General features: G+C 43.3%; 15 protein-coding genes. 13 read left to right on the top strand and 2 right to left on the bottom strand.

Annotated elements, in window-relative coordinates; translation table 11 throughout:
* The first annotated feature begins 16 nt into the window (after positions 1–16).
* The 12 genes from BLP33_RS09580 (at position 17) to eutC (ending at position 15,115) form a co-directional block, all read left to right on the top strand.
* Complete coding sequence (locus BLP33_RS09580) at positions 17–832, top strand: hypothetical protein (RefSeq protein ID WP_090526936.1); 816 nt, start codon at positions 17–19, stop codon at positions 830–832.
* A 107-nt stretch (positions 833–939) separates the two neighbouring features.
* Positions 940–2,046 (top strand): hypothetical protein, encoded by a 1,107-nt coding sequence (locus tag BLP33_RS09585; protein WP_090527634.1) that lies wholly within the window; start codon positions 940–942, stop codon positions 2,044–2,046.
* An 89-nt stretch (positions 2,047–2,135) separates the two neighbouring features.
* On the top strand, positions 2,136–3,212 hold the full coding sequence (locus tag BLP33_RS09590; protein ID WP_090526938.1) for a hypothetical protein: 1,077 nt from the start codon (positions 2,136–2,138) through the stop codon (positions 3,210–3,212).
* Positions 3,213–3,337: 125 nt separating this feature from the next.
* Entirely contained in the window at positions 3,338–3,841 is a 504-nt protein-coding gene (locus BLP33_RS09595) for a RidA family protein (RefSeq protein ID WP_223266270.1), read from the top strand.
* A 122-nt stretch (positions 3,842–3,963) separates the two neighbouring features.
* Positions 3,964–5,076, top strand: coding sequence for a D-TA family PLP-dependent enzyme (locus BLP33_RS09600; RefSeq protein ID WP_090526942.1), 1,113 nt, complete (start codon positions 3,964–3,966; stop codon positions 5,074–5,076).
* A 14-nt stretch (positions 5,077–5,090) separates the two neighbouring features.
* Positions 5,091–6,161, top strand: a complete 1,071-nt coding sequence (locus BLP33_RS09605) for a dipeptidase (RefSeq protein ID WP_090526944.1) — start codon at positions 5,091–5,093, stop codon at positions 6,159–6,161.
* A 61-nt stretch (positions 6,162–6,222) separates the two neighbouring features.
* Positions 6,223–6,723 carry a hypothetical protein gene (locus BLP33_RS09610; RefSeq protein ID WP_139159966.1) on the top strand — a complete coding sequence of 167 codons (501 nt, stop codon included), beginning with the start codon at positions 6,223–6,225 and terminating at the stop codon, positions 6,721–6,723.
* A gap of 180 nt (positions 6,724–6,903) precedes the next feature.
* Entirely contained in the window at positions 6,904–9,504 is a 2,601-nt protein-coding gene (locus tag BLP33_RS09615; RefSeq protein ID WP_090526948.1) for an MGH1-like glycoside hydrolase domain-containing protein, read from the top strand.
* 589 nt (positions 9,505–10,093) lie between these two features.
* Positions 10,094–11,023 carry a sugar phosphate isomerase/epimerase family protein gene (locus BLP33_RS09620; RefSeq protein WP_090526950.1) on the top strand — a complete coding sequence of 310 codons (930 nt, stop codon included), beginning with the start codon at positions 10,094–10,096 and terminating at the stop codon, positions 11,021–11,023.
* A 271-nt stretch (positions 11,024–11,294) separates the two neighbouring features.
* Positions 11,295–12,647 carry an ethanolamine permease gene (gene eat, locus BLP33_RS09625; protein WP_090526952.1) on the top strand — a complete coding sequence of 451 codons (1,353 nt, stop codon included), beginning with the start codon at positions 11,295–11,297 and terminating at the stop codon, positions 12,645–12,647.
* A 97-nt stretch (positions 12,648–12,744) separates the two neighbouring features.
* On the top strand, positions 12,745–14,112 hold the full coding sequence (locus BLP33_RS09630) for an ethanolamine ammonia-lyase subunit EutB (protein ID WP_090526954.1): 1,368 nt from the start codon (positions 12,745–12,747) through the stop codon (positions 14,110–14,112).
* Between the two features lie 244 nt (positions 14,113–14,356).
* Positions 14,357–15,115 carry an ethanolamine ammonia-lyase subunit EutC gene (gene eutC / locus BLP33_RS09635; protein WP_090526955.1) on the top strand — a complete coding sequence of 253 codons (759 nt, stop codon included), beginning with the start codon at positions 14,357–14,359 and terminating at the stop codon, positions 15,113–15,115.
* A 79-nt stretch (positions 15,116–15,194) separates the two neighbouring features.
* On the opposite strand, the gene BLP33_RS09640 is transcribed toward eutC, so the two are convergent.
* Positions 15,195–15,710, bottom strand: coding sequence for a DUF4251 domain-containing protein (locus BLP33_RS09640; RefSeq protein WP_090527637.1), 516 nt, complete (start codon positions 15,708–15,710; stop codon positions 15,195–15,197).
* A 132-nt stretch (positions 15,711–15,842) separates the two neighbouring features.
* On the opposite strand from BLP33_RS09640, the gene BLP33_RS09645 reads away from it, so the two are divergent.
* Entirely contained in the window at positions 15,843–16,487 is a 645-nt protein-coding gene (locus BLP33_RS09645) for a hypothetical protein (RefSeq protein WP_090526957.1), read from the top strand.
* 64 nt (positions 16,488–16,551) lie between these two features.
* Here BLP33_RS09645 and htpG read toward each other — a convergent pair whose 3' ends face one another.
* Complete coding sequence (gene htpG / locus BLP33_RS09650) at positions 16,552–18,435, bottom strand: molecular chaperone HtpG (RefSeq protein ID WP_090526959.1); 1,884 nt, start codon at positions 18,433–18,435, stop codon at positions 16,552–16,554.
* Between the last annotated feature and the right edge of the window lie 211 nt (positions 18,436–18,646).

Genomic DNA, 18,646 nt, shown 5'->3' on the forward strand with positions numbered 1-18,646 from the left:
TGAGGACGAATAAACAATGCGCAGCTTAACAAACGATCAGAAAATATATCACACGCTTCGCCTGGCTGTAGTTATGTGCTTTATAGGGCACGGTTGCTTTGGTATTATTACCAAACAAATCTGGTGTAACTACTTTGGTGTTTTCGGTATCGGTAAAGAAATGGCCTATACACTGATGCCTTATGTAGGTACCGTGGATATATTAATGGGCATTTCTATGCTGGTTTATCCAACCCGTGCCATAGCTGCATGGCTGGTGGTTTGGGGACTGGCTACTGCATCTATGCGCCCACTGTCGGGCGAACCTTTTGCCGAGTTCATTGAACGTGCCGGTAACTATGGTGCACCGTTTGCTTTACTGTTGGTACAGGGAGGGTTCCCATTAGGTAAAAAACAATGGTTTGCCCATATGGATGATAATGTTAGTATCAATGCCGAAACCCTGGCTAAAGTTATTACCTGGTTAAGGGTATTTGCATTTTTGCTGCTAATAGGCCATGGCTGGCTCAACCTTATCCAAAAGCAAGGTTTATTAAGTCAATACCATACGCTTGGTTTTGCTGAACCGGCTAAAACGGCTCAGTTTGTTGGCTTGTTTGAAGTGCTGGCTGCGTTAACAGTGCTTATTCGTCCTTTTAAAAATATACTCCTCGTTTTTATTATATGGAAAATATCCAGCGAGCTCTTTTATCCAAAATACGAAATGTTTGAGTGGATAGAACGCGGCGGCAGCTACGGTGTATTGCTGGCCTTATGGTTTGCGGTTAAAAAAGCACCGGCTGGTTATATTCTCTGGCCTTTTAAACATACATCACATTTAAGAGTAAGCTAAATCATCAAAACATAAAAAAGTTTATTGAACAGGTTGAAAAATCGCCCTGCTTTGTAAATATATTAACTAAACAATTGCAAATGCACACAAATACTTTTAATAATACTATGAAAAAACTGGTACTGAAATTTATTGGCGTTACAACGGTCATCATATTTGCAACTTTTGCAAAGGCAAATGCGCAAGGCTGCGTTGCCATCAGGAGCACAGGCGGCTTATGCACTATGGATGAACATCCTGATAGTGTTTCCAACAATGGCAGCTGGTTGTTAAACAGCAATAACCGTTACTTTCGCTCATATAAACACTTCGTTGGTACCAAAGAGCAAAAACAACGAATTCAACAAGGAACTAATGTAATTAATCATTCATATACACAGGATCTTACTTTAACCCGCATATTTAATAACCGTTGGTCGTTTGCTGTTGATTTACCTATAGTTGATAACAGCCGCTCATCATTATATGAGCATGGAGGTAAGGAGCGTTTGGAAACACATTCCTTTGGTTTGGGCGATGTACGTTTAACCGCTTACGCCTGGTTGCTAAACCCAGCAAAGGCCCGCCGCGGAAATATCCAGGTTGGTTTGGGTTTAAAACTGCCAACCGGAAACTACAACTATCAGGATTATTTTTATCATACAGCTGCCAACGATGGCAAAACGCTTGGACCGGTTGATCAATCCATTCAGTTGGGTGACGGCGGAACCGGTATCACCACCGAGATCAATACCTATTACAATTTTACACACAGCTTTGGTCTGTATGGCGGCTTTTACTACCTGATTAGTCCAAGGGAGCAAAATGGTGTATCATCGGCCCGTGGCGGTACACCAAGTGCCAAAGCGGTTGCTAACGGCAGCGATGTTATGAGCGTGCCCGACCAGGTAATGATCCGCGGTGGTGCAAGTTATGGTGTCAGCAAGTTTGATTTTTCGGCCGGTGTTCGTTACGAATGCTTGCCCGTGCATGACCTGGTAGGTGGCAGTAATGGCTTCCGCAGGCCTGGCTATATCATCTCTGCCGAGCCCGGCGTTACCTATCGTGTTAAATCATTTTCAATTTATGCTTTTGTTCCTGTAGCATTAAAACGCGACCGCACTCAAAGTGTACCGGATAAAATTACAACCCGCTTAACAGGAACTTATGCCCAGGGTGATGCTGCATTTGCAGATTATGCCATTAACGTAGGAGTAACTTTTAGAATTAAATAGAGAATTGGCTTGTCGATTAAAGCCGGGCGTGAATCCCCGGCTTTATTTAACCAATCATTTACAAAACGCCTTAACGTAAACATTATATTATGAAACATACTTTACAATTTCTTTTTTGTACAGCGATATGCCTGACGTTAACTTATACTGGTGTGCATGCCCAGGGCTGTGTTGCCATTAAGGCTGATGGCCCGTTCAGCAACATGGAGCATACTACTCAGGATACCTCATACAAAGGCTGGGAGCTTACCGCTTCGTGGCGCTATTTTAAATCGTTCCGTCATTTTAAAGGCAGCGATGAGCAAAAGCAGCGCCTGGTGATAGGTAACGAGGTGATTAACCATCAGCATACTTTTGATCTAAATCTTACCCGTAATTTTAACCAGTATTGGTCAGTATCTGTTGGTGTACCTTATCTTGTTAATACCCGCTCTTCATTATATGAGCACGGCGGTAAAGAGCGCCATAATTCATACTCTCAGGGTATTGGCGATGCCCGCATCGTTGTTAACAGGTGGTTGTTTGATAGCCGTAAAACCAGGGGAAATATCCAGGTTGGTTTAGGTATCAAGTTGCCTACCGGCGATTTTAATTATAAATCACATTTTTACAATGTCATCCCTTCCGAGCGCCCTGTTGATCAATCCATCCAGTTAGGCGATGGTGGCCTGGGCATCATTGCCGAAGCAAACGGTTACCTGGGTTTTGGCAGCGGCTTTAGCGGGTATACTAACTTGTACTATATGAGTAATCCGCGCAATACCAACGGCACCCGCACTTATCGTGAAACTTTGAGCTCATCACTGGCCAACGAAGCTATTTCAAGTGTGCCCGATCAGTACCTGGCCCGTTTAGGTGTTAATTATACCATAGCGCATGTGTTTACCATATCTGCAGGTGGCCGTATTGAAGGGATCCCTGTTCATGACCTGATAGGTAAAAGCGATGCTTTCCGCCGTCCGGGTTATATCATTTCTGCAGAGCCTGCCCTGAGCTATGCATTTAAAAGGGTAAATATCTTTGCCAGCGTGCCCATCGCCCTGAAACGCGACCGCACACAAAGTGTTACTGATAAAGAAAACTCGATAGCCACCGGTAAATACGTTATCGGCGACGCGGCATTTGCCGATTATGCTATCAATTTTGGTGTGTCGTTTAAATTTTGAGATTATATATACTACTTAGTTGATTTGGTGAAGCCGGGAGTGAGATCCCCGGCTTTTTTATTTAAAACTAATTTTTCCGAATTAAATTCTCTTCGGCAGACAGCATTCGTGTAAAATTATTTTTTATGGATACTTTTTTACTTAAAAACAATAGTTTTACGTTCATGAACACTCCCGAAGAAAACTTTGCAGCGCTGGGTTTAAATCTGCCGCCTGCACCAAAGCCGCTTGGCGTTTATAAACCATGTTTAGTTGATGGTAAATATTTATACCTGTCGGGCCATGGTCCGGTACAGGATGATGCTTCGCTGATTATTGGCCGCATTGGTGAAACAGTAAGCCAGGAAGATGGCAAGCTTGCTGCACAACAGGTTGGTTTAACTATGCTCGCTACCATTAAAGCCAACATCGGCAGTTTTAATAAAATTAAACGTGTTATAAAAGTGCTGGGTATGGTTAACTGTACACCCGAATTTGAAAAGCACCCATTCATCATAAATGGCGCAAGCGAACTTTTTGCCAAAATTTGGGGCGAGGAGAACGGCATAGGCGTACGCAGCGCGGTGGGTATGGGCTCATTACCTGATAATATCCCCGTTGAGATTGAAGCCCTGTTTGAATTAGAATAAAATCTACAATTTCCATTCTGTAGAGACGCATAATTGCGTCTCCCGCTTGCAGAGGCACCATAAGGGCGGCTCTGTATGTTCGAAGACGCAATTATACGTCTCTACAAAAAAATATTAAACCCATGACCCCCAACTGGTATAATATACAGGATGTTGATAAGCTGGATACCCCGGCACTGGTGGTTTATCCCGACAGGGTTAAAACAAACATAGCCATGCTTACAGGCATGATTGATGATATTAAGCGTTTGCGCCCACATGTTAAAACCTATAAAAATGCCGAGGTTACCGCTTTACTGCTGGAGGCCGGCATCTGTAAGTTCAAATGCGCCACCATTGCCGAGGCCGAACTGCTGGCCATAAACAAGGCCTCCGATGTTTTGCTGGCTTACCAACCCCAGGGGCCTAAACTGCACCGTTTCATCAGGCTGATCCATGCTTATCCGCACACGCGTTTTTCGTGTTTGGTTGATAACTCCGCGTCGGCAAAGGAAATCTCTGACGAAGCGGTAAGATTTAATGCTAATATCGATGTTTACCTGGACTTGAACGTAGGCATGAACCGTACAGGTATAACACCAGGTTTTGAAGCTCTTCAGCTTTATATGGATTGCGGTGTACTGCCGGGTATTAATCCCGTGGGTTTGCATGCCTATGATGGCCACATCCATGATGTAGACCTGCAAAAACGGGCCGAACGCTGTAATTTTGCGTTTGATCCTGTGCTTAAATTGCAGCAAACTATAAAAAGTAAAGGTTACCCCGAACCGGTTATCGTAGCAGGAGGCTCACCAACTTTTCCTATCCATGCCAAACGTAATTATGTTGAATGCAGCCCGGGTACGTTTGTTTACTGGGATAAAGGTTACCAGGTGGGAATGCCTGAGCAGGACTTTTTACCTGCAGCATTGATTGTTACCCGGGTGATTTCCCTGCCCGGCCCAACAAAGCTTTGTCTGGATGTGGGGCATAAGTCGATATCGGCTGAAAACGAATTAAGCAAACGTATTTATTTTTTAAATGCGCAGGAGCTTTACCCGGTGAGCCAAAGCGAAGAACATTTGGTGGTTGAGGCAGGCGATAATCATCAATATCAAATAGGCGATGTGCTTTACGGCATTCCGCACCATGTTTGCCCTACGGTTGCGTTGTATGAGCGCGTTTATACTATCGAAAACGAAAATGTTACCGGTGAGTGGCTTAACAAGGCCCGCGACCGCAAAATTACCATCTAAATACCCCTGATACCATGTTTGTTATAGATGCCCATTTAGATTTAAGCATGAACGCCCTGGAGTGGAACCGCGACCTTACGCGTCCGCTTGCTGAAGTAAACCAGCGCGAAGAAGGCTTAACCGACAAGCCAGATCGTGCCAAGGCTGTTGTTACCCTGCCCGAATTGCGTAGAGGGAATATTGGCCTGGTGGTAGCTACCCAGATAGGGCGCTATGTAGCACCTGGTAACCCTTTGCCCGGCTGGCACTCGCCCGAGCAGGCCTGGGCGCAAACCCAGGGACAGGTAGCCTGGTACAAGGCCATGGAAGATGCCGGCGAAATGGTGCAGGTGAACGATATGCCATCGCTTGAAAAACACCTGGAACTTTGGAATGATGTTACCCCGTCAGAAAAAAAGCCGGTGGGGTATATTTTAAGTTTGGAAGGTGCCGATTCGATAGTGACGGTTCAGCATTTGGAACGGGCTTATAATTATGGCTTGCGGGCTGTTGGTCCGGCGCATTATGGCCCCGGCAGGTATGCTCAGGGTACTGATGCTACCGGCTATATGGGGCCTAAAGGTCATGAGTTGCTTAAAGAAATGGAGCGGCTGAATATCATTTTAGATGCTACCCATCTCTGCGATGACAGTTTTTGGGAAGCACTTGATCATTTTAACGGGCACGTTTGGGCAAGTCATAACAATTGCCGGGCACTGGTAAATCATAACCGCCAGTACAGCGATGAGATGATCAAAGCCCTTATCGACCGCGGCGCAGTGATCGGCGCCGCCCTTGATGCCTGGATGATGGTGCCCGGATGGGTAAGGGGTGTATCTACCCCAAAAGGAATGAACTGTAATATGGAAGTTATGGTTGATCATATCGATCATATTTGCCAGATTGCCGGTAATGCCCTGCACGTAGGTATGGGTACTGATTTGGATGGCGCTTTCGGACGTGAGCAATGCCCTTATGACCTTGAAACCATTGCCGATCTGCAAAAAGTGCCCGATCTGTTAAAGAGACGCGGTTATACTGATGAGGATATTCAAAATATGATGCACGGCAACTGGCTCAGGTTTTTAAGGAATGCATGGGCGTAAATCAGTTGGCAGTTTTTAGCTTGCAGTGGGCTGTACAGCATGTTAATCTACTTTGATATCGATGAAGCGGATTTCAATAATGGCTTTTGCTGTGATATTGGTTAGCTGTAATAAATTGAGCCCGGCAGGGTTTTGGAAAGGGTTTGACAGCGATCATATCATAAAATCTGCCAGCGATCAGGGACCATGGGGCGGAACACGCACGATTGCCTGGAAAAATCGGTTACGTAATTATAATAGCCAGGATGTAATCAGATTTGCAGAAGGCAACGGTTGGAGGTTACTACAGACCATGGTTATCGACACCATTAGAAATAAAAAAATCTCCATCAGAAACGAAGGCAATAAAACACCAGATAAAGCAGATTTAGCAGTTTATGGTGGTAATACCGAAGCTGATTTAAGTTTTTCGGGTTGCGTTAACGATTACTGTACCCTGTATGAATTTAATTCTGGTTGGACTTATGTAACTGAGGGAGAGGCTATGATAGCAAAAGGGTATGTATTGGTAGATGCCAATAAGCACCGGATGACAATGTTTCATTCTTGGGGCGAATGGTAGATTTATAAGACAGAAGGTTAAGTCGTCGATAAGTTTTAGTCGAAAGAGATACCCCCAAATCCTTCCATTTCTTCATTAAACAGTAAAACCTGCCTTTTATATCTGTAACTTTCCTTAATTAAATCTACTTTGCGAAACACTTACCTTAAATTAGGGATAGTGTAAATTGTCATCTAAACTATGAACGCAGAACAATCAAGGTTAAAGGATACAGGTTGGAAAAAGTGGGGGCCTTACGTAAGTGATAGGCAGTGGGGTACCGTGAGGGAGGATTACAGTGCAAATGGTGATGCCTGGAACTACATAACCCATGATATGGCCCGCAGCAAAGCTTATCGCTGGGGCGAGGAAGGTATAGCCGGCATTTGCGATAGGCAGCAATATCTGTGTTTTGCAATAGCATTGTGGAATAAGAAAGACCCTATAATTAAAGAACGATATTTTGGTTTAAGCAACCCCGAAGGTAATCATGGCGAGGATGTGAAAGAGATGTACTACTATCTGGATAGTACACCTACACACTCGTACATGAAAACGTTGTATAAATATCCGCAAAACGAGTTTCCGTACAAATGGCTGGTTGATGAGAACAAACACCGGGGCCGCCAGGATCCAGAATTTGAACTGATGGACACGGAGATATTTGATCGTAACGAATATTTTGATGTTTTTACCGAATATGCCAAAAGCGCGCAGGAAGATATCCTAATTAAAATAACTATTCATAACCGGAGTGAAGAGGATGCCCCGCTTAATGTAATGCCTACTTTATGGTTCCGCAATACCTGGGCTTGGGGATATGATTCGCGCAAACCAGATCTTTGTGCTTCTTCGGATAAAGTGATCAGCATTTTTCATAAAGACCTTGGGCAGATGTGGCTGCACATCGAAGGGCAAGCTCAACTCCTGTTCTGTGATAATGAAACTAACTCGCGCAGGCTTTATAATTATGACGATGGCCGAAAGTATTATAAGGATGGTATAAACGATTACATTATTCATGCTGCCGATACGGTAAATCCTAAAAACATGGGTACCAAAGCAGCTATAAACTACGATTTAAATATCCCGGCCAGGCGAAGCGTAACCATACGCTTGCGACTGTCTGAAGATGCAAATTATAGTTTTGAGGATTTTGACGAGGTTTTTGCTGTTCGCCAAACAGAGGCCGACCAGTTTTATAACGATATTCATGGCGCTACCATGAACCCCGATCGCCGCCTTATTCAGCGGCAGGCTTTTGCCGGCATGTTATGGAACAAGCAGTTTTACTATTCAGATACCCGCCATTGGCTTAGCGGTGATAAAGGGATGCCCCGCCCGCCTGCACAAAGGCAAAAAACCCGAAACAGTAAGTGGACGCATCTTAATACCCGCGATATTGTTTCAATGCCAGATAAGTGGGAATATCCCTGGTTTGCCGCCTGGGACCTTGCTTTTCACTGCCTGCCGCTGGCAACCGTTGATATGGCCTTTGCCAAAAATCAGTTGATTTTGCTTACCCGCGATTGGTATATGCACCCTAACGGCCAGTTGCCTGCCTATGAATGGGATTTTGGTGATGTAAACCCTCCGGTACATGCCATGGCTGTATGGAACGTATATAAAACCGATAAGGAAAATAACAATGGAAAAGGGGATACTTATTTCCTGGAGCGGGTTTTTCACAAACTGATGCTCAATTTTACCTGGTGGGTTAACCGCAAGGACCAATCGGGCAATAATATTTTTGAGGGTGGTTTCCTGGGGATGGATAACATCGGTGTTTTTGACCGTAATATGCATTTACCATCCGGGCAGCATTTGGAACAGGCCGATGGTACCAGTTGGATGGCCATGTATTCGCTTAACCTGCTTCGCATTGCCACCGAACTTACCGAAACCGACAAAGCCTACGCTGATATCGCTTCTAAGTTTTTTGAGCATTTCATTTATATTGTTGGGGCCATGTCAAACCTGGGCGAAAACAATGAAGGCCTTTGGGATGATGACGACGGCTTTTTTTATGATCAGATCCGTTTCCCTGATGATGGTTCTATTAAAATGCGGGTTAGGAGTATAGTAGGGTTGATTCCACTGTTTGCTACCGAGGTATTGGATGAAAAAGATATTACGGAAAGCCCGGTGTTTAAAGACCGCATGAAATGGTTTGCCGAAAATCGCCCCGATCTTGCATCGCTGGTTTCACGCTGGAACGAGAAGGGAAGCAACGGCAAACACCTGATAAGTTTGCTGCGTGGTTACAGGATGAAGTCATTGCTCAAATACATGTTAGATGAAAATGAATTTTTAAGCGACTACGGGATCCGGTCACTTTCAAAGTATCACCTTAAACACCCTTACCATGTTTCGGTAAATGGAGTTGAATTTGGCATATCCTATGTGCCGGGCGAAAGTGACAGCGGTTTATTTGGTGGTAACAGCAACTGGCGCGGCCCTATCTGGATGCCCATCAATTACCTGATTATTGATAGTTTGCACCGGTTCCATATGTTTTATGGCGACGAGTTTAAAATAGAATGCCCAACCGGTTCGGGAAATTTTATGAACCTGAAAGAGGTAGCGAACGAACTATATGCCCGGGTTTCCAAACTGTTTATGAAAAACGAAAATGCTGAGCGGCCGGTGTATGGTAAAAATCCCAAACTGCAAACCGATCCGCATTTTAAAGATCACATTTTGTTTTATGAGTTTTTTGATGGCGATACAGGTCTTGGTTTAGGTGCCGCACATCAAACCGGCTGGACAGGCTTGATAGCCAATTGTTTGTACCTGGAGTAAAAGCTCACAACCCTGTATTTTTTATAAATGTTAACCTGATAACCTAAATTTACAGAAATAAAAATCATTATACTGTCGGCGTTGTATAATCAATTACCTGGAATTGTTTGATCAGGATCAATTAAACAGGTAATGCTTTTATTTTGAATGCGTTAGGGATAGGAGCGGATACCGGCCCTGAGCGTAATGCCTGCAGGCGTATGAGCGGATAGCCCGGCCGAAGGCAACGCCCAAAGATCGTATTAAAAATATCATTTTGTGAGTAGAGTCTTAACGACTTAAATCCTCATAATGGTTGCGTACCTCTGGCACACTTAACGTTCATCTATTTATTTCTACAAACCTTTTGCACCTCTGCAGCAGCCCGTCAGTTTGTTAACTAAATAATACCATGTGATAGTTAATTAACAAAGATTATAGATAACATTAACTAATATTGATTCCACCTATTTATCGGTTTTAAACTTTCAGTATTGCGCTTTTAGCTTTTATATAAAACTATTGTGTAAAAAAGACACAATAAAATTTCCTGGCTTATTATTAATTAATTAGCTTTACTGTACCAGTTAATTATTAACCATTATCAAGCATGATTTACAGCAGAAGAAATTTTATTAAAGGCACCGGTGCATTGGTGCTTGGCGGCATGGCCTTATCGGGTAAAGCAGCAAGTTTTTTGAGTAACATGGAGCATCATCCTGTAGGACTGCAGTTGTTTACTTTTTTTGGCGTTATTGACGAAGATGTTAAGGGTACGCTTAGCAAAATAGCCGCTATTGGCTACAAAGAAATAGAATCGGCCTTTAGTAAAAAAGGTGGCTATTATGGTATGAAGCCTAAAGAATTTAAAGCCATGGTGAATAACTTGGGCATGAGCTGGACCTCGCACCATGTTCTTGGCGCTCCGTTTAAACTGCCACCGGGAGCAAAAATGCCTGCAGGTGCAGATGGTAAGCCGATGGTATTGCCTCCTGTATTGAACCTGCGCGATAATATGCAGCAGGTGATTGACGAGGTTGCTGACGGCGGCGTTCAATACCTGGTTTGCGCCAATTCGCCTACGGCTACGCTTGATGAAATAAAATCGACCATTGAGGTGCTGAACAAAACGGGAGAAGCTGCTAAAAAAGCCGGCATCCAGTTTGCATATCATAACCACGATATGGAGTTTCACGCGGTTGACGGTAAAGTTCCTTATGACATGCTATTAAGCGAAACAGATGCGGGTAATGTAAAAATGGAGCTTGATTTGGCCTGGGCTGTTAAGGCAGGTAAAAATCCGGTGGAAATGTTTAAGGAACATCCCGGTCGTTTCCCGCTTTGGCATGTGAAAGATTTGGATGCAGGCAGGCAGAATATACAACCTGTAGGAGGCGGCACTATTGATTTTAAACCAATTTTTGCAGCCGCTAAATCAGCAGGTATGCAACACTTTTTTGTAGAGCATGATATGCCTAAAGATGCCTTTGCAAGTATTACAGCCAGTATGGGATATTTGAAGGATAAGCTGATGGTGTAAATAGGGAGTGATATCCGAATTGTTAACTATTAATTGTTTTTATAATACAATTGCAGCCGATAGATTAAGTTTTATCGGCTGTTTTGTTTGCTAACGATCGTTGTTTGTCTCTTAATTTAGTTTATGAGCTTTTTTTGTAAAAGAAGACGCCGGAACTTATTGTATTTTTCGGAAAAGTATGGCTTAACAATTCCATAATGTGCCGTAATTTTGATTTAACCTGCCTGTTGAGTAATTTAAGGCGATAAAATATTATTTATAACGGCGGCGTATGGCAGAAACATCTACAGAACATTTAAAAAGGGTTTTGAACCCCATCCATTTATGGGCCATAGCCGTAGGTCTGGTTATTTCGGGCGAATATTTCGGGTGGAATTTGGGATGGGCTGTATCCGGCACTATAGGTTTGCTCATAGCCACCCTGGTTATCACCTTAATGTATATTACATTTATTTTTAGCTATACCGAACTCACCGCCTCCATACCTCATGCGGGAGGCGCTTTTGCTTATGCGTATCGGGCTATGGGACCGTTTGGCGGGCTGATAGCGGGTTATGCAACGCTTGTGGACTTCCTGGTCGCTACGCCTGCCGTGGCGGTTTCTTTGGGAAGTTACCTTCACTTTTTATATCCGGTAATTCCTATAACTGCGGCCGCCATGGGCTTTAATGTTCTTTTTATCTTGCTCAATATGTTGGGCGTAAAGGAGTCGGCAACCTTTTCGGTATTCATTACCATACTTGCTGTGGTTGAACTAATGCTTTACCTGGGCATTGTGTCGCCGCATTTTAAAATGGTAAACTATCTTACAAATCCTATGCCTTTTGGTTGGGCTGGCGTATTTGCAGCCTTGCCTTTTGCAGTTTGGTTTTACCTCGCTATTGAAGGGGTAGCCATGGTGGCCGAAGAAGTGGAGAACCCCAAAAGGAATATCCCCCGCGGCTATATTTCGGCCATCGTAACATTAGTTGTGCTGGCTTTAGGGGTAATGATCATAACCGGCGGCTTGACCGACTGGCGCAAGCTAAGCCATTTGGATTATCCGCTGCCCGAGGCTATTGGGATAGTATTGGGTAAAGGTAATGGCTTAACCAAAGTATTTGCCAGTATAGGTTTGTTTGGTTTGATTGCCTCGCTGCACGGGATCATCCTTGCTTCGTCAAGGCAGGTATTTGCCATGGCGCGCAGTGGATATTTACCCCGGATGCTATCTGATATTAACCGCAGGTTCAAAACGCCGCATTGGGCCCTTGTGATAAGCGGTATAGTAAGTTCCATCTTCATTTATAAATTTAAAACAGATCAGATCATCATGCTCTCGGTACTGGGTGCAGTGGTTATGTATATCATGAGTATGCTGAGCCTGTTTATACTACGCAAAAAGGAGCCGCGCTTAAACCGGCCCTTCCTGGCCCCGGTATACCCGGTTTTCCCGGCAATAGCTTTGGTTATTTGTGTAGTATGCTTATTTGCTACTATATATTTTAACCCCGATATGAGCCTCATTTTTGCAGGAGGATTAGTAATTGTATTGCTGATTTTTATAGTGATGGGTAAACATAAAGTTGCATTAACAGAAGACATGATGAGCGCACCGATGGATGATGAGGTCATTAATCATTGAGTCATAAGTCATTTGTTTGTTCGCTTTTTGAATAATTAACCAATGACATAATGATTGAAAAAAATGACCCAATGATCAATGACATAATGATATAAATATGTACCGCCACAACATACATCACCGGGTTTATAAGTTTCCCAACCTGAAAACATTGCTGGGCAAGGCGTCACCTTACCGCTCGGGCGATGAACTGGCCGGGCTTTGTGCCGTGGGGTATGAGGAACGTGTGGCTGCACAAATTACCCTGGCCGATGTGCCGCTTAAAAACTTTTTAAATGAAGCGGTAATCCCTTATGAGGACGATGAAATTACCCGCCTGATTATTGACGATCATGATAAGGCTGCCTTTAGTCACATTGGCCATTTAACCGTTGGCGAATTACGTGATTGGTTATTAAGTGACGAAACCGACTGTGCTATTTTAACAACTATAGCTCCCGGCTTGACACCCGAAATGGTTGCTGCAGTATCCAAACTGATGCGCAACCAGGACCTGATTGCTATGGCCAATAAATGCCAGGTGGTTACCCGCTTTCGTAATACCATAGGCTTAAAGGGACATTTCAGTACCCGTTTACAGCCCAATCACCCAACTGATGATCCGCGTGGAGTAGCGGCCAGCATCATCGACGGCTTATTATTTGGTAGCGGCGATGCTGTTATAGGCATTAACCCGGCGACTGACAGTCCGGCGGCGGTGAGCAGTTTATTGACGTTGATGGATGAGTTACGGCACCGTTTCGATATCCCTACACAAACCTGCGTGCTAAGCCACATAACTACCACATTACAATTGGTTAACGAAGGTGCTCCTGTAGATCTGTGTTTTCAATCCATAGCCGGTACAGAGAAGGCCAACGCCAGTTTCGGGGTTAATTTAAGCTTGATTGAGGAAGCTTACCAGGCCACACTATCGTTAAAGCGGGGTACTGTTGGTAATAATGTAATGTACTTTGAAACCGGACAGGGTAGCGCCTTATCAGCCAATGCCAATTTCGGGGTAGATCAGCAAACCTGCGAAGTGAGGGCCTATGCCGTCGCCCGTAAGTTTAATCCTTTGCTGGTGAATACTGTAGTTGGTTTTATTGGCCCCGAATATTTATATGATGGCAAGCAGATCATCCGTGCCGCGCTCGAAGATCATTTTTGTGGAAAACTGCTTGGCTTGCCCATGGGAGTTGACGTTTGCTATACCAATCATGCGGAAGCCGATCAGGACGATATGGATAACCTGCTTACGTTGCTTGGTGTAGCGGGTTGTAACTTCGTGATGGGTATTCCGGGCTCGGATGATATTATGCTTAATTACCAGTCAACTTCGTTTCATGATGCCCTTTACCTGCGTAAAGTATTGGGGTTGAAACCCGCTCCCGAGTTTGAGGGTTGGTTGATAAAGCAGAGGATTGTTGATGATAAAGGTTATATGCTGCCTGTTACGGAACACGGGTTGTTGAGAGGTTTTTGATTGAAGGCGAAAGGGTAAAGGCGAAAGGTAAAAGGTTTTTTGAACTGACGAAAAATAAAAAATACGGCGTCATCCTCTGCCGTCGCCCGGCTCCAGCCGAGTGTCAGCTATCTCACGGCCTCTGGCCGACGTAGCTCTTATGGCACACAGGCCGGAGGCCTATGAATAATGGTCATTCAGCTGGAGCCGAGCGAAGGCAGAGTGACAGGTTGCTGCTATATCAAGGACATAAGTAAACCATTAAATGAAACGAAATATCCCACAGGAAATTGAGCCACTAAAAGCTTTGCAGGAATTTACTTCCGCGCGGATAGCTATTGGCCGGGTGGGAACGAGTATCCCCTTAAAACAGTCGCTTGAGTTTAAACTGGCACATGCACATGCACGTGATGCCGTATATTCTGAGCTTGATCTTGCTAAGCTAACAAACTCGCTGATGCACTTTGAACTGCCGGTTTTACACTTGCATAGCCGGATAACCGACCGTCGGCAGTACCTGCAACGACCCGACCTTGGACGAAGGCTGAACGACGCCTCGCTGAACGAATTAAACGCCTATAGCGCTAAAAGTGATATAGCTATCATGATAGTTGACGGCCTTTCGGCAACCGCTGTAAATGAAAACGCTGTAGGCCTGCTTGATGCACTAATTCCTTTGTTGGTTGCCGATGGTTTAAAGCTTGCGCCAATAAGTCTGGTTGAACAGGGGAGGGTAGCCATTGGCGACGATATTGGGTATGGCCTGAAGGCTAAACTTTCGCTGATCCTGATAGGTGAACGCCCTGGTCTAAGTGCCGCGGATAGTCTTGGTGCATATCTTACCTATAATCCCAAACCCGGTTTGACAGACGAATCACGAAACTGCGTTTCTAATATCCGCCCCAAAGGTTTAACCTATAAAAAAGCAGCAAAGAAAATTTTTTATTTAATTAATGAAGCGTTCAAACGGAAACTGTCGGGAGTGGAGCTGAAGGATAATGCGGGGTTGATAGCTGAAGGTTAATGAGCTAAACGCTGAAAGCAAAAAGCCCAAAGCATTGTGCTCCGGGCCAATTCTTGCTGCTTTAAGCCTTAGGCTTTTCCTATTTACTTTTTCTCGCTTCCACATAACCATTGAATGATATTGGGTCGCGGTTACTGCTGATCACTTGCAGGGAGCCGTATCCATCCTGCGAAATACTTAGGTTAAATGTTTGTACATCGCGCCAGTCGGCTATGTTTTTTTCTTTGGGTTTGATCGTGATATTCCATCCGCTTCCCTTTTTTACTGACGAATATGTGAATTTGGTAGTATTAACTTTGATGCCGCCATCTGTTGTTCCCGGAGGAGGCGCTACATAGGCCCGGCCAAAGTAAGGTAAAAATGATACAATGGTATCTTTGCTTATCGTCATGTCATAATCAGAGGTAAGCGGCCTGGTACCGCCCCGCATCGGTAAAGCATAATTTGCCTTAAATACAAAGTTTTGGTCCTCTACCATCTTTTTGATTTCAGCCTGTTTGGCTGCCTTTTTTTCAGCCTTGGTTTGAGCAAAGCTTACGTTAACGCCAATAAATATGAAAGCAGCCAAAAGGGCTATTTTGTTTAAGATTTTCATGATATAAATGTTTAAGTGGTTAGACAGTAAAGAGTTATTTAGGTTTAAGTACATTCAAATTTAAGCAATCTTTTAAACAAAAAAGCCCACTGGTAATTCAGTAGATTTAGGCACTAAAAAGATATTGAAATTATGTTTCGGCTATTTAATAGAAAAAAGTCAAAGCGCCCTGTACAGGATTGGGAATTGGTGCTGATGTATAAAACGCTTGAAAAACTGCCAACGGAGTTTGAATATCTGAAACGCCAGATAGAAGCAGATATATTTGCCTCATCTCTTGTTGGTTATAGTGCCTCTTATCCTGATTATGTGGCATTTTCTTATGCCGACGGGATTAGTGCTTTTGAACGCAAGCGCGAGCATGGCTATAAAATTACCAATATAAAAGTGCGGGATATTGGCGGGAGTAAAACATTTATGTATGTAATATACGTACATAACGGAGTTATCACAGGATATTCTATACACGGTTTAAAAAAACAGATTATTGATGTTATTAGTGCTGATACAGATGCTTATGTCAAGGAGTTTTATGCGGATGACAATGAGGATTATGAAAGCCTGAAAAGGATAATAAGTAAAGATGACCTGAAGTTGATTAAGCCGGAGAATGTTTATAAACTAAACCTGAAAGGCCGGGTGTTTTATCATATAGAAGATCTTGAAGACGGTGATTTTATAGGGATTGAAAGTAATGGCCAAATCTGCAAAATAACACATGATCCTTTTGAAATTATTCTTCTTAAAGAAAACTTAGCAGAGATCCTTTCAATGTAAAAGGCCACCTGTTTTTCAGATGGCCTTTAAAGTAAAGGATTTGCTGCTTTATTAAAGCAATGTATTATATCAAGCTAACACTGCGTTTAACAAACTCGGTTAAATCGGCACCGGTTAATAAGCCTTGTGATAACAATGCCAAATCAAAAGCTTGTTTTGAAAGTTGTGCCTGTACAGTTTCGTCTTCTTCCTGCAAAATACGGCTTACCAGTTTGTGGTTGCCATTTACAATTACTTTGTAGTTATCAGGCATGTTTCCGTAAAAACTCATGCCACCGCCCATAGCTGCCATATCTTTCATGCGGCGCATAAACTCGTCCATAGTTACGGTAACCGGTAACTCGTCTGGGTTAAGGCTTTCTATTTGAACGTTGTAAGCTGGCCTGTTAATGGCTTTATCAAAAATGCTTTTTACCTGGGTGCTTTGTTCTTCGGTAAGTACCGTTTCAAGCGCGTCATCCTTTTTAATCAGTTTATCAGCAACATCAGCATCAACACGTTTTAATGATGTTTTCTCTAATTTTTGCTCCAACTGGCTGATGAAGTGATTGTCAATAGGAGAGTTCATCACCAATACATCATAGCCTTTTTTATTGGCAGACTGGATAAACGAATCCTGTTTCGCAGGGTCATTGGTGTAGATGTAAACCAATTGACCGTCTTTATCTGTTTGGTTAGCTTCAACTTTGTCTTTATACTCGGGCAGCGTAAAGTTTTGTTTTTCGGTGTTGGTAACCAAAACAAAGTCTTTGGCTTTGTCATAAAACTTGTCTTCGCTCACCATACCATACTTTACAAACAGGCCAATGTCGGTCCATTTTTCTTCGTAAGCTTTACGGTCTGCTTTGAACAGGTCTGACAATTTATCAGCTACCTTTTTGGTAATATAACTGTTGATCTTTTTAACATTGCTGTCCGCTTGCAAAAAGCTGCGTGATACGTTAAGCGGAATATCCGGTGAATCGATAACACCATGCAACAGCATTAAAAATTCAGGGACAATATCTTTTACTTCATCAGTAATAAATACCTGGCGGCTAAATAATTTGATCTTGTTTTTTTGGAACTCAAAATCATTTTTCAGCTTAGGGAAATATAGTACACCTGTTAAGTTGAAAGGATAATCAACATTCAGGTGGATCCAGAACAATGGATCTTCGCTGAAAGGATAAAGCTGTTTGTAAAAGTCAAGATAATCTTCATCTTTTAATTCAGATGGCGCTTTTGTCCAGATAGGGTTGGTAGTGTTGATGATATTATCAACCTCCACTGAAGTATATTTTGGTTTGCCTTCTTCATCAACGCCATCTTCAACAGATTCGGTTTTGGTGCCGAATTTGATAGGTACAGGCAAAAATTTGCAGTATTTATCAAGGATTTCCTGTAATCTGTACTGGCTTAAAAACTCGGCCGATTCATCATTGATATACAAAGTGATCTCAGTACCGCGCTCTTCTAAAATACCTTCGCCAATTTCAAATTCGGTGCTGCCATCGCATACCCAGAAAGCAGGTTCTGCACCTTCCTGGTAGGATAGGGTTTGGATCTCTACTTTATCAGCTACCATGAAAGCCGAATAAAAACCTAAACCAAAGCGACCGATGATCTCGTTGGCATCTTTTGCTTCTTTGAATTTCTCCATGAATTCAGTGGCGCCTGAGAAAGCGATCTGGTTGATATATTTCTTAATCTCTTCGGCAGTCATACCGATACCATTATCGCTAATGGTGATGGTCTTTTTGTCTGCATCAAAAGCAACCTCGACACGGAGGTCACCAAGTTCGCCGGTGTACTGGCCTAATGAAGCTAAACGTTTAATTTTTTGGGTAGCATCTACCGCGTTTGATACCAGCTCGCGCAAAAATATCTCATTATCAGAGTATAAGAACTTCTTAATGATCGGGAAAATGTTCTCGGTGTGGATCGAAATGCTGCCTTTTTCTTGCATAACTATATTTTAATAGGATTGATTTAATGATTGTCGCCAATGCAACATCAATGTGTGTTCCAATTGTTATTATATTGTCAAAATGGCAGGGGCAGGGGAATTTGGTCAGATAAGTCGTGGAGGTAAGGCTTATTCACCCGTTATTGCGAGGTTCCAAGCAATCCCCAACTTTACAGACGGCTATGTAAGTGCCCCTGCAGAGTTCGCGATT

This window comes from Mucilaginibacter sp. NFR10, assembly GCF_900100445.1.
Classification (GTDB): Bacteria; Bacteroidota; Bacteroidia; order Sphingobacteriales; family Sphingobacteriaceae; genus Mucilaginibacter; species Mucilaginibacter rubeus.

Excerpts from the sequence above, each read along its gene's own strand:
- BLP33_RS09645 (WP_090526957.1), top strand. The coding sequence starts at position 15,843 with ATGTTTCGGCTATTTAATAGAAAAAAGTCAAAGCGCCCTGTACAGGAT.
- BLP33_RS09580 (WP_090526936.1), top strand. The coding sequence starts at position 17 with ATGCGCAGCTTAACAAACGATCAGAAAATATATCACACGCTTCGCCTG.
- BLP33_RS09585 (WP_090527634.1), top strand. The coding sequence starts at position 940 with ATGAAAAAACTGGTACTGAAATTTATTGGCGTTACAACGGTCATCATA.
- BLP33_RS09605 (WP_090526944.1), top strand. The coding sequence starts at position 5,091 with ATGTTTGTTATAGATGCCCATTTAGATTTAAGCATGAACGCCCTGGAG.
- BLP33_RS09630 (WP_090526954.1), top strand. The coding sequence starts at position 12,745 with ATGTACCGCCACAACATACATCACCGGGTTTATAAGTTTCCCAACCTG.
- BLP33_RS09640 (WP_090527637.1), bottom strand. The coding sequence starts at position 15,710 with ATGAAAATCTTAAACAAAATAGCCCTTTTGGCTGCTTTCATATTTATT.
- BLP33_RS09600 (WP_090526942.1), top strand. The coding sequence starts at position 3,964 with ATGACCCCCAACTGGTATAATATACAGGATGTTGATAAGCTGGATACC.
- htpG (WP_090526959.1), bottom strand. The coding sequence starts at position 18,435 with ATGCAAGAAAAAGGCAGCATTTCGATCCACACCGAGAACATTTTCCCG.
- eutC (WP_090526955.1), top strand. The coding sequence starts at position 14,357 with ATGAAACGAAATATCCCACAGGAAATTGAGCCACTAAAAGCTTTGCAG.
- BLP33_RS09620 (WP_090526950.1), top strand. The coding sequence starts at position 10,094 with ATGATTTACAGCAGAAGAAATTTTATTAAAGGCACCGGTGCATTGGTG.
- eat (WP_090526952.1), top strand. The coding sequence starts at position 11,295 with ATGGCAGAAACATCTACAGAACATTTAAAAAGGGTTTTGAACCCCATC.
- BLP33_RS09615 (WP_090526948.1), top strand. The coding sequence starts at position 6,904 with ATGAACGCAGAACAATCAAGGTTAAAGGATACAGGTTGGAAAAAGTGG.
- BLP33_RS09595 (WP_223266270.1), top strand. The coding sequence starts at position 3,338 with ATGGATACTTTTTTACTTAAAAACAATAGTTTTACGTTCATGAACACT.
- BLP33_RS09610 (WP_139159966.1), top strand. The coding sequence starts at position 6,223 with ATGAAGCGGATTTCAATAATGGCTTTTGCTGTGATATTGGTTAGCTGT.
- BLP33_RS09590 (WP_090526938.1), top strand. The coding sequence starts at position 2,136 with ATGAAACATACTTTACAATTTCTTTTTTGTACAGCGATATGCCTGACG.